We start from the raw sequence: 16,894 nt of genomic DNA on the forward strand, positions 1-16,894 counted from the left end.
AAGCGGCGCATATGCCGCTTTTTGAATCTAGTTGAGGTGAAACCACATGGCCAAAGGAGAAGGCAAAGTAATTGCCCAAAACAAGAAAGCCGGTTTCGATTTCTTTATTGAAGAAACAATCGAAGCGGGTATCGTCTTGCAGGGAACCGAGATTAAGTCTGCACGAAATGGCAAAGTTCAATTAAAAGATTCGTTTGTTCGAATTCGTAACGGCGAAGCTTGGATTTCAAACATGCACATCAGTCCTTATGATCAAGGCAATCAGTTTAACCACGACCCTACACGGTCGCGTAAACTGTTATTGCACAAAAAGCAAATTGCGAATTTACTGGCGCATTCAAAAGTGCAAGGTTCTGCGATTATTCCACTGAAAATGTATTTGAAAGACGGCTTTGCAAAAGTCTTGCTCGGTGTTGGTAAGGGTAAGAAAAACTATGACAAACGAGAAGACTTGAAGAAAAAAGACGCAAAACGAGAAATCGACCGCGCGATGAAAGAACGTAACCGCTAAGACTTGATGTCTGACCATTGGTACTTTATAATAGGTTTATAGCACATGAAGCTGTTTATACATCTTCCGTGTCTCTTTTAATGAGGGGACGTTACGGATTCGACAGGGATGATCTGGGCTTGAGTTGCGCGTCGGAGGGTCGTCTTCGTCACAAACGTACTTATAACAACTGGCAAAACAAACCAAAACCTAGCATTCGCAGCGTAAGCTCGGATCTGCTTTATCTATCCATCGCCCATGTGGCTGGGTAAAGCTCAACTTTAGTGGGATACACCGGTTGCTACCATCTGAGGCAACCGGGAGAGATTCTCAGATTAGTGCCCAGGACGCCTGCTTATCGGCAGAATGGCGCATGAAACCTTAATAGATGAGCTACACGCGTAGATGCTTAAGTAGCGGAGTTTCTGGACGCGGGTTCGACTCCCGCCGTCTCCATAGTGAGATTACTGTTAAACACAGTGGTATCAAGGTTTAAGCATGATTAGGGATATTTGATGGGAGTTGAACTCTTATTGAATATCCCTTTTATGTTCTTAGGTGAAATTACTCTTTATTTATATGAAATTTGGTTATAAACCTCCTGATTCTAAATTGAATTAGGGGGTTTTTTTGTGTTTAGTGCTAGAAAACATGGAGTATATTCATTAAGTGAAGGGCAGGCGACTGTAGCTGACAGTGGAAATTACGTTAATAAGAACTGGACACCTATCAGTTATGGAATGGAAGTTGTCTTTAGGCAGATGCAGATAGCTGGCAATAGACCACGGACAATTCAAAGTTACGACTATATTTTTAAACAGTTTGTTAAATTCAATGAACTGGTTTTTATTGAAGAAATCAATTCAGATTGTATTTATAACTATTTGGAGAATCTGAATGTAAAGGTCCAGACTAAGAAAATTCGCTTAAAAACTATTAAAGCGGTGTTAGGAAAGCTTTACTTCAACAATTGGATTAAAGATAACTTTTGGAAGAACATTCAAATCAAAGTTGATAAAGAAGTAAAATCTTCAGCTAAAGAATCGGATATTCATAAGTTGTTTCACTTAATTGATACATCAACATTCATTGGGTTTCGAGACGTTACAGCCATTAAACTAATGTTTAAAACTGGCATTAGAATTCATACTTTGTGCGAAGTGAAAGAACGACATATAGATTTTGAAAATCAATGCTTGAATCTTGATGGTTCTACAATGAAAAATCATAAATACTTAAAGTTGCCGATTGATGCTGAATTAGCAGAGTTACTGAAGATGTTGATTAATCATAACCAGAGAATTAGAAAGCATTTTAAAACAAGTAACACGAATGTATTTATCACGCAGAATGGTTTGGCGATGAATACAAGTAAATCTTCAAACTGTGCCATATCTAAGCAGCTAAATAAATATAGTAAACGATACGGCTTAAAGAACATTAATGCACATGCCATTAGAAGGGCATTTGCAAAGAGTTTATTAGAAAAGGGTGCTAGTGTTCCTTTAATCAGCAAAGCTTTAGGGCACAGTGATTTGGCGGTAACAACCCAGTATTTAGACTTAGATATAGAAGAAGTATCCAATAGTTTAAAGCAATATCTATAGGTACAAAAAAAGAGAATGCATAAGCACTCCCTTAGTTTAAAAATTGCACTATATGTTTGGCGACATAGTAGTGCAAAACTCATTAATTAATAGACGACAATCCATAATTGAATATGAGTTTAATTACCTTTATTTTACTTGAAAAATAGTTAAAGTGCAAAGGTCTATTTCCTAATGGTTTTTTTAGGATGAATTCTTTCGAGGTTGCCCATTAACTCGAATCAAAATAAAACTGGTCAGGTTATGACTTAGCCGATGCAGAAACTAAGTCTAGGATACAACTAATAGCTTCCTTGTTTGCTATTGTATCTGAAAGGTGGTGACTACCAATATAAAGGTCAGGAGTGGAAGGTCTGAATGATTACGGTCATACAGAACACGCCATACATTATGATTGTTACTGAGTTCCTCATACAGAAGGATAGGTATTTACGATGCATGTAGTAGACATGTAAAACGGATTGTAAGAACTATCGGGGCAGAAGTAGATAGTAGGGGTGTTGATTTGAGAGAATCACATTTAACAAGGGCATACAAAAACGGACCCCTCAAATGAAGGATTCATGAAGAAAAGTAATGCAATGGCTGTCTATGTTTTAGATTCTATTAATTTAGTTTCTAAATACATAGGCAGTCATTTTTGCACCAAGCCGTTGTCCTCAATTCTGGCTTCATGTTGATAAAATATAAAAGAAAAATCAATAGATTAGGGAGTTATATAATAAATACAAATACCAGGTGATATAATATATGTAATAAATAGTAAAAGGGTGAAGGTATGAATAACACAGTTCGCTTCATTGATTCAGTAAAGGAAAATCTTATTCTTACATATGAAGAATATGAAAACTATTCTTATAACGATTCAAATTTTGACTTTAATAAATACATATCAGATTCTGATTACCTAAAAGCAAGAATGATATTACGGAAATTAAGTAAAGAGAATGAGATTGAACTTCCAGAAACCTATGAAGTTAATAGAAGCATTAAGGAACTTTTCCAAGATATAAGCTATGCCAGTGGCTATAGTCAACAGAATACCGCTGGACGCATTGCAATGATTTTTAATAAATACAGTACATATCTAGAAGACAATCTATATGAAGTAGAAATTGTTAAAGTTGAGTGTGAAATACCAAAAGAATTAACTTATAGAGGAATCCAAAGTGATTTGTTAAAGTGTGAAACGAGAATTAGCGATGGGGATTTCGCAGGTGCTATTACTTCGGCTAAAACACTAGTAGAAGGGGTCTGCAAAGAAATCTTAGTGATAAAAGGAATAGACACCATAAGTGACACTGATAGCTTACCAAAATTATATACTGATTTGACTAAACAGCTTAACCTAAATTCAGCTAATCCAAAACTTGATAACTCTTTAAAAGAAATTACTTCAGGATTAAACAAAGTAATTAAAGGATTAGCTGAAGTAAGAAATCTAAGTGGAGACAGTCATGCTAAAATCATTACACCTTCATTTCATCATGCTGTACTTGCTGTAAATGCTGCAAAAACAGTAACTAGTTTTTTGTTTCATACTTATGAATATCAAAAAGAAAAACAATTTAATTGAAGATTTTTAGTGCATTTAATCTGTTTACAAAGGTGGAATGAATTTGGCTATAAATAAGGTGTCTAATAAAAAATTAGATGAAGAATTTGAAGTAGATGGTCTGTGGTGGTTGCCTGATGCTTTAGATAATAAGGTGTCAGGAACATTATTTTTTAACAGAAATGAAATCAAGTTAGAAATAATGGGGGCATTTCGTGATGAAGTAGGGTTTCAAGAACTTTTTGCTGAACCAAAAGCACCCTTTGAAATAGTACACGGTCAATCAGGTCATGGAGAAGAATTTACTCTTTTTAAAGCGAATTATTCATTTGATGGTGGTATGAAAAGTTATACAGGTTTTAAGTCAGAGGTATATCGTGTTTCTTCATTTATAGTAGGAGGACATTTCCCTGATAGTACAAACATTGCTTTCCATTCTTGTACGATATACCCGACATATTTAACCGCATGGCTTGATAAAAGCCCAATTACTATGGAACTTATACGAAATAGTAAGGATTATAATATAGAAACTGCTACTGCTAACTATAAAAATATTGATACATTCAGTTATAAAGTGGGAGTTTTGGAAGCGGAAATAGAAGAATGTTATAGGGCAAATTTTACTTTAGACAATTTTAGAGAGAATTTACATTGGAAATTTGCTAGTGGAATTAAGGTTGTTGCAAGCAATGATAGAGATATGGAATGGTTTAATGATAGAGGAGTAGAACTAAAAAACTTATTTTCAATATTGATTGGAGAAGGTGTGTACTTTAAAAACATCTACTTCTTAGGCGAGTTAAAAGATAGTGATTCATTAGAAAAAGGAATACGAGATAGAAAAGGATATGCTTACTTTATAACGCAACGTGACTATAGAGATAAAGAAAAGTTTACTAATAGAGATATATTAATAAATTTTGATGATGTTAAAGAACAATTAGGAGGATTATTAAATAACTGGTTTAAAAAGAGTGAGAATTTAAAAGAAATTTATAAACTGTACTTTGGGATTTTATATAGTGAGGTAGTTCACATAGAAAGCAGTTTATTAAAAACCATTCAAATATTAGAGATTTATCATAGAAATAAATATAATGGGATGGTATTTAGTGTCGATAAGTTTAACTTAGAAAAGAAGAAGTTAAAGGGGCTTTCAAAGAGGAATTTGGCCAAAGAAGTACACGTGAAAATGATGGAATCTATTGGTCGTTCAAACGAATTTAGTTTGAAAATGAGATTGGCAGAGTTAATAAATGACTTTTCTGGTGAAACACAAAAGGAATTAATAGGTGATGAAAATGATGTTAAAAAATTCATAAAACAATTAGTGGACACTAGAAATTATTTAGCACATTATGATGCAGATAGAAAACCTAACTTACTAACTACGATTGATGAGAAATTTTACGGTATTCAAAGGTTAAAAGCACTTGTAACATTGATACTTTTTGTTGAACTAGGTATGAGTGAAGAATTTGTAATGAAGAAAATAAAAAGTAGCAAACATTTTTCTTATAGTATTGCTAAAGCTAAAGAATTATTAAATGATTGAAGTGATTAAAAAGATTCCGCTAAGGTTTATTTATACTATTAATTTAGTTTATTCAATAATAATTGGGGGAACTAATTAAGTTTTTATATAATGTGAATATACGACTAGAGGTGTAATTTATGAGATTTAATTTATTGACCAACGGAATTGATTCTCTTAAGGCGAGTTTTGTTTCTATAAGGAAACTAGATGAATTAGCTGAAGGTGTTGAACACAACATTAAAGATACATTAATACATTTAAATCATGCTAATGAAATCCTCTTTAAGCTGATGCTTAAAAATCAAAAAGAATACTTAATGTTTGAAGATATTTCAAACTATATGAAGGCAAAATCAGTTATGCTACAGCAGGGTAAATCTAGTGTGTTAGAAATTAATCCGAAATTAAAAACAGTTAACTTTTCAACTGCCATAAATAGAATCGAATTACTGTGTGATATAGAAGTTTCTTCAGAGTTCAAAGGTGCATTGGACTATCTGAACAAAAAGCGTAACCAAATCATGCATTTTGAAATTGATTTAAATAGAGATGAGGTAAATGAATTAATTGAGAAACTTAAAATTTGTCAAAACTTATCAATTGAGTTTTTTAATGAACATCTGAATGGCATTGCAATGTTGATGCATGCAGCGAGATTTGAAGTCACGGTACAAGATTTTTTGAGTGAGTTAGCACATGATGAAGCTGAAGAATCTTATATTGATTTTATGGAGAGTGCTTATGAAGATGCAGGAGAAGGTAAGTGGTAAAAGAATATATGAGTTAGCCTTATATTCATAATTTTGTTCTCACTAATTATAGAGAATAACAAAAAAGTAAAGAAATAAAGCAGGTTATAGATAAGGATACTATATGATGAAAAGAATATGGATATTAGGGGAAGTAGTATGACTAAAATAATACTTGATATACAGAGTTTCAATGGAGTTAAAACCTCTTTACAACAATTACTTGGATACGATTTCTCAGTCTTCGAAAATCACTTGAAGGTATGCATTAATGACAAAAGTTTTAAAGAAATTATTGATGCTGAGTATCTTGTTGAGAATCAGTTGATTGATATGAATAGTTGGTCTGTAGAAAATGTTCACTTTAAAATATATCATTTCACGACCAGAAAAAATTTATCTGCATGTAAAAATACCATATGGGATTTGCCATCTGCATTAACAAAAGAAACGGATTTAAAGAATTTTTTAAGTGAATTCCAGATAAGTTTTGATTTTGGAAATCATAATATGCAGATAGGTGATAAAATTTATGATTTAAAGTCTGATGATGAAAGTATAGCTAGCATAGCCAGCAAAATATATACAGACCCTGAAGTTTGGGGGTTTTTACGGATTTTAAACCTACGGGGATATCAGCAAGTATTTCCTCATAGACCGGAGTTTATAGAAAATATATCATGTTTCTTAGGCTATCCGAAGATATTTAATGATAAATGGAAGCGAGAATTCGGAAAACCATATGTGATAGAGTTTGAGTCGCCACTTGAAAGACTTCAAGTTCATACTAATATTTCAATTAATCTTAATAAATCACAGTATTTAAAAGACCATTTTATAGATGAAGAAGCTTTTAGGTTAAACGATTTTCGACTCTATCAAAAATATATGTTAGTTAATTTACTACTCATAACTTACTTCGGAGTGTTAAAAAGAAACTCATATGAAGAGTTGTTTGGAAAAGTAAATGATTTATGGGATAGCATAGATTTATCAACTAACATGAGTTCATTCTTAAAGAACTACGAAGAAGAATTTCAACAAATTATAGTTTGTTTAAATAAAGGCGAATATGTATTTAAAGAAAAAATAATAAAAGTATGGAAATTTGAAGATTTTGAATTAAAAGCAAGAATAAATAATGGGTATTTATATTAATGGTATAGCTTGAATTTAGGTGGAGAGAAATATATTATATATTTTTTTGATAAAATAATCTCCACGCTAAATTCATTTAAGTTATTTTGTAGTGTAGATAATTATTACAAATCACTATCAAAATAATTTTGTAAAATCGTTCTCATTCTTTTACTTGGAATATACAAGTTAATTGACTTTCCTTCTCTAATTCGGCTTCTCCATATCCACTGAAGCAGTTCAGACAAGGCAAACATATCTTCATTTACTTCAACTCCTTTAGATTTAAAGAACTTGTATTTATATGGATGCATGAAACGATTAATTACATAGGCCAAAGATTCTCTTTCTTTAAAATCATTAGTAGCACGGGCATTGCAGGCGACAAAACCTTTTGTATATCCTTTGCCTTTCAGTTTGTCCTGATGTGCTTTGTAGCAAGTCCACATATTAACGGGTGTGGGCGATTTAACATTGTTTCTGAAGTAGGAATAAAGATTCTTTTTCATCCTAGAAACTAGGGATTCATTAATAGATTTATTGAACCAACTTAAAGATAGAGAATGTTTTTCTTCCCCGATAGTATTCAGCTTGCCTTCATAAATGTTTATCAGTGATTTTAAAAGCGTTTTATCATAGTGTTCTTTGTCTGCATGGTTCACCAGTACAAACTTTTCACCTAACTTTTGAACGGCCTTAAATTCATAATCCAGTTTGTACATATCATAATAATATTTCTGTTCCTGGGCTTGGAATAAATAAGTCAAAATGTATATCTCACTGAATGCATTGAAAACTGAAACAGGGAACAACCAGAAAAAAGTAGTGTTTTCAAAGTAAATCAGATTTTCCGTTTTAGAAATCGTTTTAATTTCATCATACTTAGTTTGCTGATACTCACTGTCCTGATTCCAACGAATAATTCCCGTACCTTCATCAACGTAAATCATTCCACTATTTATCATCAGTTTAAAATCATCTTTATTCATCGAAAATTCCTCTACTACATTCATAACTTCATCGAGTATCAGGGTATAGTTACTAATTTTAAGCAGTTCAATGATTTCTTCATCTGCATTTTGAAATAGGGCGTGGGTAGAAACAATATCCACTTCATTCAGAATCAGCTGCTTTAGGTTGGCCAACTTTCCTTTTCCTGCATTCTGCGGTTCTGTAAATTTCCGACTGGACACTGCTGATTTAATACGCTGAACTTCGTTTAAGAACGGGGTAATATATATGAACCTTTCATCTGTACTGGTTTCTTGCATATGCTGAATAGCCCATGAAGTCTTTCCACTCCCCATAATACTATCTACTACCTTAATAGGAGAATTAGGTTTCGGTTTTTCTGTGAATTTAGTTTCTTTTGTTAAGTTCATGAAAATCAAACTTCCTTTCAAACTGAATATATCTACAACCTATAAACAGTAAGAAAGCTGAAATCAGACAAAGAGAATCACAGTTATTATTGCTAACGCACGGGCATGGAAAGACTGCCCGAACACTAAGAACCTAAAGAGTTATATTCCTGAAATAGTAGCCTGAAATGAAACCAGCACAAGTAAAGTGCTTATTTTCTTTAGAAAGTCAGTCATACCAAGGGTTTGTGACCCGTACCCTTAAAGAGAGAGTATAAAAAAGGGGTTATTTTCAGATGCAATTAAACAGATATATCTATTGGTGGGTGAAGCTTTAGCTGAAACCCTGCGAAGCTTTAGCGAAGCAATAGTAATGGTAATACTTTATGTGCCAGTAAGCACAATAATGAACAATGGAAAATGAAGATATTATCAAAAAAGCATCGTAGGGATAAAGGTGTATAAGTTGCCTGTGTAGCATTAATGTAGCAAAACGCTGTAGGCAAGGCATAATATACAGGCAAATAAGTTAGCTTCTTTATATACAGAAACCTCCATAAAAGGCTATAGGACGCTATTTAATCTGTAATTAAGTGAGTTTATTAGGCATGACCGTAGAAGGTTGTAGGGGGCTTTAAATGGCTGTGTTGTAAAGTGGAGAACAGGTTAGATTTATACAGCAAGTCTTTCTTGGAGAGAGAAAAGAAAACAGTTGAACATTAATATACAAAAAAGAAGCCTGAAATTAATCAGACTTCAGCTTCTTTGCTTCTGCATATATGGACGCACGAGGAACGCCTGTGGTTTTAGCAATAGCATTTACCGATAATCCGTTCTGTTCCCTGTTGGCTAGTAGCTTCAGGGCATGCTGTACGGCTTCTTTAGGTTGCCCTTTACGTCCCAGATGCTTACCTTGCTTCCTAGCCCGTTCCCGTCCTTCAGCCGTTCTATCATTGATTAAATCCCGTTCAAACTGTGCAAAGCTGCCTAGCATATTAAACATAAGCTTTCCTGTTGCTGTGCTGAAATCAATCTGTTCTTTAATGAATACTAAAGTGATGCCCCGTGCCGTTAATTCTTCAGCAATCTTGTTTAAGTGTGTAATGGAACGTGCAAGCCTATCCAGTTTAAAAACTACGAAAGTATCACCTTCCCTTAGATATTCCAGTGCTTCCTGTAGTTGTTTTCTATCAGCGTTTGCACCTGATTCCTTTTCTTGATAAATCTTGTCACAACCATATTCAGTTAGTCTTTCCGCCTGTAAATCTAAATCCTGCCCTGCTGATGATACCCGTGCATATCCAATAACTGCCACTATACCCATTCCCTTCTGTGTGTCTAAAAGTCTAAGGTGTTCTATACGCTTTACATTAGACTAACTTCTGTACACTGTAAAGGATTATATCAGGGGACATATCTGGATGATATATCAGGTGTACATAAGTTGTAAGTTGTAGACGGTAAAGGATATAAAATTAAAGGATGGGGGGCATCTGATTAAAAGGTGGTGGGGCGGTTATGTACAGGCAGTGCTAGTAATCCTGTCTTATCCCTGCCGTGCTGTGCCGTGCGTGTGCCGCTTCTGAGGTGTGCTGTGTGGTGCTGTGCTGATGTGCTGAAGCTGACGAATGATTATATTATTTATTATTATCTTATTCAGATTAGTATCATGGATATATCAGGGCTATAGCTGTGCCTGTGTGCTGTTTGCCTTACATCTTGTTACAGCGTCTTACAATGGATTGTGAGAATGATAAAGAGTATCAAAAATTGATGGAAGATATAAATATATTTTAATTAATTCTTTATAGATATAGATACTACACGGACAGGGCGATAGATACAGGGATTTAAAAGCTTGAAAGGTTGATTTACCGGGCATAACGGGGGACACGGGGGTAGCAAGCTGTACAGTTGGCGAACCAATAATATGGAATACAATTTACCCGACTTTATTTCCCTGTACCCGGCTGAAATTACACGTCCCCTAACCATATAAAGTTGAAACTTAATATTCAATTCCCCTTAAAAAAAATACACCACCAATTTAAAAACCCTTTATTTTCCTGTAACTGTTATGTTGCTGCTTCTTCTTCATCCACTTCTTTGGGCATAGATGAAATTTTCTATACTTCCTAAAGTATTCAGATATAAATATAAAAATGTAGCAACTTGCGTCTTACTTTACACCTGTTTAAAGTCCCTAAAGCTACAAGAAGTTTGTCGCTTCTTGTTCCACTTTATATTTACTGTGTGTGTTGGATTTGTGCATTTTCACTATTGTCTAAACTAGTTTTTACTTTTGATTTATTTTTCTACTTCCTTTCAATTTCATGATGTAAAAAATAACCCTGTCTTTCAGACCAAATCGTATGTCTGGGACACGGGTTATTTTTTATGTGATGAAGGTAGCAATAAGCTACAAGCCACAATAGAAAAGGAAGGATTTATAAAATGAAACTAACAGGCAACTTTTTAAAATTTACTCGAAACATGATGCACCTGAATCAATATGAAATGGCGGAAAAGTTAGGAATTACACGGGGGCTATTAAGTGTTATTGAAATAGGCATCCGGGGCGTATCAGAAAGAACTGAAAACAGATTCTTTGAAATGTTAAAAGAGGAACAACTAGGACTATTTGAATTAACGGAACTTTACAGCAGATTTAAAAAAATGAACAGGGGGCGTTGAAGTGTTAACTAATCCAACAAACAATAATAGAATCCTGAAGTTATTCAGACTTTCTAAACGATTGGTGAAAAGTGGTAACGGCAAAGAAGCTATTTCATATCTGGAACAAGCTGAAACATTAATCAGAAGTAGCGAAATATCTTTTTATGTAAGACGGGCTACAGGGAATCTCCATTTACAGAAATTTTCACATTATGGCAACAAGATGTATTTTAAACTATTTTGCCTGATACACGATTTGAAAAATAATATTCAAAACGGATTGGACAAAGAAGCATTAATTAAGATAGAGAAAATCATTTCTTCAGATATGTACGCTGACCACATTAAGAACCGAATCCGGTTATCAGATAGCAAAATGGAATTATCTCCGGGCTTCAGAAAACATACTAAGGAGACTGGAGAAGCACAACACGATTTAATTTATCTAAATCTGAAAGGACGGGCGGTATAAATGGCAACAGCAAAAGAAACAATTTTCCAGTTATTCGAGAAAGTAGATGTTCCTAATAATTTATCAGATAGGAATGTTGAAATCGCTAAATCATATGCAATGAATCAACTGTCTGACCGTATCAGCATGGTTGACTGGTGTAAGCAAAATGAACTTTCTACAAAAACCTTTTACGCATGGAAGAAGGATATTCGGGGATTTGAATCTTATGTGAATCAGCTTATAGATAATAGCGTTGATGATTCAGTTAAGGATGCATTACTAGCGATGGATAAGCACGTTGTTAAACTTGCCTATCAGACTAGCGTGACACCTGCTGAAGTGAAAATTTTTGGTGAGTATTTCGGGTATGCATTAGAAGCCCGTAAACGGCAATACCTGAAGGATAACGGCTTAGATGATTCCGGGGATAAAACTACACTATCACCAGAACAGCGTAAGAATAATTTATTAAAACGATTACAGGGGGATAAATAACTAATGAATGAATACGAAATTAATCAACTAATTGTAGAAGCGAATCAAAAGGTTATGCAGGAACGACTGGATGCACAACAGCAAACTAAGAACGATTTACTGGAAGGTACTAAACAACTTGCAGAACAGCGTGTGCAGGATTTAGCAGATTTGAAAGCTAAACAAGATGCACATAAAGAAGTTGCACCTGTACCAGAAGCTGAAGAACTGAAACAGCTACGGGCTAAAGCAGAAGCAGAAGATGGACAGAATGAATTACTGGCATTAAGAAAACGGTTCGCAACTAAGGAAGGGGAATAGGCTATGTTATTGATAGATACAGAAATTCGCAAAACAAGCATTAACCGTTTAAAGGCATTATCTGATAAAACGGTAGAAATCAAAAAGCAATTTAGGGATGTTAAAGAACGTGTAAAGGCTGAAATCAGTACACGACAAGAAGCCATTCAGGAACAGGAAAAAGTAGTAGCTGAAACTTATGAAAGTTTCGTTTTAGATATTGTATCTTTAGAAGATTTCAAAGCTGAACAGGATGCCCTGAAAGAGTTGCAGGAAACTTTACAGGCGGTGCAGGATAAACTGAAAAGCCTTGATGCTGTACAGGCTAAAAAGATTGATACAGAAGTCTTTCAAGAAATGAAAGCTGTTGCTGTTCCAGCGAGAAAAGAGAAGGATAAAATCTTTGCTGAAAAAGCTGATGCCATTCTTAAAGCTAAAGCTGAATATCTGAAATTAGTAGCTGATTCTGCATCCGTATTAATTCAGGTAGAAGAATGTACTTCAGTAGCATTTAAGAAAGCTGAAATTGATGCAGGGCATCAGGAATTATTGTACACGCCAGGAAATACAGAACCGACATTTAGAAAGCTAACTTTCAACGATACTTATTCAGGGGGCAACCCAGTAATCACTATTTCAGAACAAGAAATCCGTACAGTATATAAAGTTTAAAGGGCATCCTTCGGGGTGCTTTTTTTTTTATATCTAAAATTTGAAGGGATGGATAAAAGATGAGTATTATTATTCAAAAGCTTAAACAGGTACGGACGTATTTCAGCACAGCAAAGAAACATGAACGGAAACAGGTTAAGGCGTTTCAGCGTATAGATGCCCTGAAAGCTTTACTAATTAAAACGGTACGGGGTTACGATAGTAAGATTCAGGAATTAGATGCTTCACACTCTAAGGCTTTGCTATCCTATAACAAGCAGTATCAGGCATATCAAAACACGCTTTCAGATATACGAAAAGGGCTAGAACCAGATACAGCAAAGAAAGACGCTGAAGAAGCTTTACAGCCTTTTGAACAGATAGTAATAGAAGCCGGGGAAGAACTATCTACAGCTACCGAATATAAAAGACAAGATGTTTTGGAACTGGTGCAAAGCATAAAGGATGAAGAAATAGAATATCTAACAGCACAAGCTTCAGCCATTAATCAAGAAGCACAAGAAGCCATGATTTTAAAACAGCGTTATCTTGATAAGCTTCAGAGAATCGCTGACAGATACGGCAATGTTATGGGGCTAGAAAAGCTAATGGCAGAAGCTTCTGGAAGTGTCGGGGTACATCATGAAATGAAGCTGTCTAAAGTTATCAGCGAACTAACTAAAGATGCACCTTTACAGTCTAAAGATATTTCACTGGACATTGCTTCAGTGACTTCAGCGTTACGATAATGGGCAATCATTCACTTTGCAAAAGTTAAGGGGCTAAGAATCGCCCTGATAAGCACAGTAAAATATATAAATGTCTTAACTAGTTTAATATTACTGGTTAAGGCATTTTTTTTATGCCAATTAATATAAAAAATTCTGACAACTGTATTCCAGTTATTGTATATTAATCTTGTAAGGATATAACGCAAAGGGGATAAAGAGAATGGAAAGAAAAATGATTAAAGTTGAGAATCTAGATTTAAAAGACTGTGCAGCAAAATCAGTTATTAGTGCTTTGCTATACCAGCTGATAACATTAACAAAAGACTGCCCAGAAGAAGAAAGAGAAACTACTAAAACTTGGGATGTAATGTATTTTAGCTTGAAATACATGATTTCAAGTTATGTATTTGAAACGAAACCAAATGGTCAAGATGAATCTAACTTAGAAAAAATGTTTGTTTTAATTATTAATAATGAAATTTCAGTAGAAACAGCTTCACAAATCTTATCAAACTGGAAACAATTAGATAGATTTGCACTGGATTATTGGATTAACAAAAATTTTGTAAGTAGTTAAGTAAAGTTGTAATAGAAAATAATTAAGATATGAAGGTAGAAGTACCAAGTTGCATAGAGTAAAGACTAACAATCATAAATTTTTTTACGTTTCAGAAAGGATTTAGATATTAAGTTTCTTCTATATTAATAGAGTTGATTAATGTGTAGTAAATTACCTTAAGAAACTTCAAGAAATGTAGAAATCATTCTGTTTAGTAAGTATTGGAAAATTTTCTTACTATCATATATAGATACATGATACAATAAGTCCAAGAAGTTTTATAACTGAGTTCTATAAACGTGTAATACACCCTAAGCTAAAACAATATTATGGATGACGCAAAAGAAAGCCACATTAGAGTTAGTTAATGCTGGTTCTATGGTATATGGCACAAGTTGCGAGTAGGCGACTGTAGCTGAAAATGACCTAAAGCGGAGTTTCTGGACGCGGGTTCGACTCCCGCCGTCTCCATAGTGAGATAAAAAACGCCAAAACCTTTTAAGGTTTTGGCGTTTTTTGGTACATTAAATCACATATAAGAATTAATGCTGACAATAAAATTAAAAGCTGAACAAGCTATTACGAAATATCGATAATAAATAAAATAAAACATGATAGATTAGAAAGTATGCGGTTGTAAAAATACGATATGGAATTTATGAAAAAAGTGGTTGGACAGCTGTAGCACTTTCCGCTATTTTATTTCCTGTTATTTTTTTTATTCGGGTTAATGGTATTGCTGACAGGAGCCTTTCAAAAACCAAAAGAAAAAGCTCGAAGTTAATACAGTATTAAAAATAGAAATTGCTTTAATCTTTTTTTACAATATTATAGTAGTCAATAATGAATCATATTCAGTACAGCACGTTATGAAATATTAATGAAGATGAACCCGTGATTTCACAGGCTCTTATACTAGAAGGCAACAAGATTTTAATGGTTAAACAATATATTCAACAAGCAGAATATCGTGTGGAATTACCCGGGTGGGGGGATAGAAGCTGGTGAAACACCCAACAAGCTTGTATTAGAGAAGTGAAGGAAGAAACGGGATACGATGTAATAGTTAAGTATTTGATTTTTGAGAAGTCTTATAAATATACATTTGTTGCGGAAATTGTAGGAGGTAATCTTTACTTAGATTCTTCTATTAAAGCCAATAGCGATATAATTGATATTGCATGGATTTCAATTGATGATTATAAAAATTTTGATGAAATCACCACTCCATTACTACATCTACTCGGTAATCATGAAACGGCAAAAATACTTTAGTAAGCACAAAACGTCAAATCCACTTATGGTTTTGACGTTTTTCGTACGTAAAGTCATTTATATGTATCTTTTCATACTGAGGTTTTTCATGAGCTTTTACTCATATATTTCCAACACAACATAATCAAATTAACTTCTAGAAAAAAATGAAAGATTATCGAACCTTTACCAATCACGTACGTCCTATTACCGTATGACTTCGAAAGAGGTGACGAGATGGGGTTTTGGTATTTCTTAATTTTATTGTTAGGGCTGAGTTTAATCGTCTCTGGACTATTCATGAAAAAGCGATTTCAGTTACCGATTCGGATTGGGTGAATGGGTGGTAGGGATTCTTTTTATAGCGCTCTCACTGTTTATGTTTTCACCAGGAAGTGCTGAAATAATTGCGGATTTATTTAATTTAAATAGATCTTAGACTTTTAACAAAGTAAAACTACAAAAAATGAAAAGCTCAATATTGATCGCAGAAAAGCAAATACAGGTACCGAAATGGTTATTGTTTCTACAGCTGAACAGTTTGTGCTACAATTACCGACATTATGTTTGAAGGGAGAATAACCCATGATTAAAAAATGGTTTTTAACAATCGTACTTGGAGGATCCATGGTAGCGTTAGCTGCTTGTGGTGATGATACAGCTAAAGATACAGAAGGTGAAGAAACACCGCAAGAAGAGGTAGCAACAGAGCAAGAAAGTGGAGAGCAACCAGAAATGCCTAAGCCTGATTTAGAAGGCATTCCAGAAGTTGTCGCAGAAGTAAATGGTGAAAAGATCTCAAAAGAGGATTTTGAATCTATTTATACAGAGCAGTTCGAACAAATGGCGATGCAATCCCAAATGTCTGGACAAGAAGTTGACCAAAGTCAATTAAAAGAGCAGGTTGCAGATAGCTTAGTTGCGCAGGAATTACTTGTTCAAGAAACAGAAAAACAAAAACTGACTGCATCAGAAGAACAAAAAAATACAGCGCTAGAAGAATTAGCTCAACAAAATGGCTTGAAGTCTTCGGATGAATTATTGGCAGCGCTAAAAGAACAAGGGATTTCTGAAGAAGAAGTCAAGAAGCAAATAGAGACACAAGTGAAAATAGAGCAAATGATTGCATCAGAAACTGGCGAAATCAAACTGACTGATGAAGAACTACAGACATATTATGATGAGGCAAAAGCTCAGCAAGAAGAAGCGGGCGGCGAAGAAATTCCAGCTTTTGAAGAAGTAAAACCGCAAATTGAAGAACAATTAAAATCGCAAAAAGAAAGCGAAGCAACACAAGCGTTAATCGCAAAACTTCGTGAAAAAGCAGAAGTTACAATTAACCTATAATAAAAAACC

The 16,894-nt window shown here is 34.2% G+C and carries 17 protein-coding genes and 1 other RNA gene; 16 read left to right on the forward strand and 2 right to left on the reverse strand.

Going from position 1 to position 16,894, the window contains the following annotated elements:
- Positions 1-46 precede the first annotated feature (46 nt).
- The 7 genes from smpB to BBI08_RS05465 all read left to right on the forward strand — a co-directional run bounded on the left by smpB (position 47) and on the right by BBI08_RS05465 (position 7,099).
- A complete protein-coding gene (smpB, locus tag BBI08_RS05435; RefSeq protein WP_008429534.1) occupies positions 47-511 on the forward strand; it encodes an SsrA-binding protein SmpB in 465 nt (154 codons plus the stop codon).
- A gap of 84 nt (positions 512-595) precedes the next feature.
- Positions 596-949, forward strand: a transfer-messenger RNA (tmRNA) gene (gene ssrA, locus BBI08_RS05440).
- A 173-nt stretch (positions 950-1,122) separates the two neighbouring features.
- Positions 1,123-2,097, forward strand: a complete 975-nt coding sequence (locus BBI08_RS05445; protein WP_008496075.1) for a tyrosine-type recombinase/integrase — start codon at positions 1,123-1,125, stop codon at positions 2,095-2,097.
- A 778-nt stretch (positions 2,098-2,875) separates the two neighbouring features.
- Complete coding sequence (locus tag BBI08_RS05450) at positions 2,876-3,673, forward strand: abortive infection family protein (RefSeq protein WP_065527827.1); 798 nt, start codon at positions 2,876-2,878, stop codon at positions 3,671-3,673.
- A 43-nt stretch (positions 3,674-3,716) separates the two neighbouring features.
- On the forward strand, positions 3,717-5,210 hold the full coding sequence (locus BBI08_RS05455) for an ApeA N-terminal domain 1-containing protein (protein ID WP_065527828.1): 1,494 nt from the start codon (positions 3,717-3,719) through the stop codon (positions 5,208-5,210).
- Between the two features lie 119 nt (positions 5,211-5,329).
- Entirely contained in the window at positions 5,330-5,962 is a 633-nt protein-coding gene (locus tag BBI08_RS05460) for a hypothetical protein (protein WP_008496078.1), read from the forward strand.
- A gap of 138 nt (positions 5,963-6,100) precedes the next feature.
- Positions 6,101-7,099, forward strand: a complete 999-nt coding sequence (locus tag BBI08_RS05465; RefSeq protein ID WP_008496079.1) for a hypothetical protein — start codon at positions 6,101-6,103, stop codon at positions 7,097-7,099.
- Between the two features lie 104 nt (positions 7,100-7,203).
- On the opposite strand, the gene BBI08_RS05470 is transcribed toward BBI08_RS05465, so the two are convergent.
- Positions 7,204-8,460 (reverse strand): hypothetical protein, encoded by a 1,257-nt coding sequence (locus BBI08_RS05470; RefSeq protein ID WP_008496080.1) that lies wholly within the window; start codon positions 8,458-8,460, stop codon positions 7,204-7,206.
- Between the two features lie 724 nt (positions 8,461-9,184).
- Positions 9,185-9,754 carry a recombinase family protein gene (locus tag BBI08_RS05475; protein WP_040850256.1) on the reverse strand — a complete coding sequence of 190 codons (570 nt, stop codon included), beginning with the start codon at positions 9,752-9,754 and terminating at the stop codon, positions 9,185-9,187.
- A 1,139-nt stretch (positions 9,755-10,893) separates the two neighbouring features.
- On the opposite strand from BBI08_RS05475, the gene BBI08_RS05480 reads away from it, so the two are divergent.
- From BBI08_RS05480 to BBI08_RS05525, 9 genes are all read left to right on the forward strand, one after another.
- Positions 10,894-11,133 (forward strand): helix-turn-helix domain-containing protein, encoded by a 240-nt coding sequence (locus BBI08_RS05480; RefSeq protein WP_040850230.1) that lies wholly within the window; start codon positions 10,894-10,896, stop codon positions 11,131-11,133.
- 1 nt (position 11,134) lies between these two features.
- Positions 11,135-11,587: a hypothetical protein gene (locus BBI08_RS05485; protein WP_040850232.1), complete on the forward strand. Its 453-nt coding sequence runs from the start codon at positions 11,135-11,137 to the stop codon at positions 11,585-11,587.
- Positions 11,588-12,064 (forward strand): hypothetical protein, encoded by a 477-nt coding sequence (locus BBI08_RS05490; RefSeq protein WP_008496082.1) that lies wholly within the window; start codon positions 11,588-11,590, stop codon positions 12,062-12,064.
- A 3-nt stretch (positions 12,065-12,067) separates the two neighbouring features.
- Positions 12,068-12,364: a hypothetical protein gene (locus tag BBI08_RS05495; protein WP_008496084.1), complete on the forward strand. Its 297-nt coding sequence runs from the start codon at positions 12,068-12,070 to the stop codon at positions 12,362-12,364.
- 3 nt (positions 12,365-12,367) lie between these two features.
- The gene (locus tag BBI08_RS05500; protein WP_008496085.1) at positions 12,368-13,015 is read left to right on the forward strand and encodes a hypothetical protein; all 648 of its coding nucleotides are present in this window, start codon (positions 12,368-12,370) and stop codon (positions 13,013-13,015) included.
- A 59-nt stretch (positions 13,016-13,074) separates the two neighbouring features.
- The gene (locus BBI08_RS05505; RefSeq protein ID WP_008496087.1) at positions 13,075-13,743 is read left to right on the forward strand and encodes a hypothetical protein; all 669 of its coding nucleotides are present in this window, start codon (positions 13,075-13,077) and stop codon (positions 13,741-13,743) included.
- A gap of 202 nt (positions 13,744-13,945) precedes the next feature.
- Entirely contained in the window at positions 13,946-14,302 is a 357-nt protein-coding gene (locus BBI08_RS05510) for a hypothetical protein (protein ID WP_008496088.1), read from the forward strand.
- 1,008 nt (positions 14,303-15,310) lie between these two features.
- On the forward strand, positions 15,311-15,559 hold the full coding sequence (locus BBI08_RS17270) for an NUDIX hydrolase (RefSeq protein WP_257785807.1): 249 nt from the start codon (positions 15,311-15,313) through the stop codon (positions 15,557-15,559).
- A 564-nt stretch (positions 15,560-16,123) separates the two neighbouring features.
- The gene (locus BBI08_RS05525; RefSeq protein ID WP_065527829.1) at positions 16,124-16,885 is read left to right on the forward strand and encodes a SurA N-terminal domain-containing protein; all 762 of its coding nucleotides are present in this window, start codon (positions 16,124-16,126) and stop codon (positions 16,883-16,885) included.
- The last annotated feature ends 9 nt before the right edge of the window (positions 16,886-16,894 follow it).

It is taken from the genome of Planococcus halocryophilus (genome assembly GCF_001687585.2).
GTDB lineage: Bacteria > Bacillota > Bacilli > Bacillales_A > Planococcaceae > Planococcus > Planococcus halocryophilus.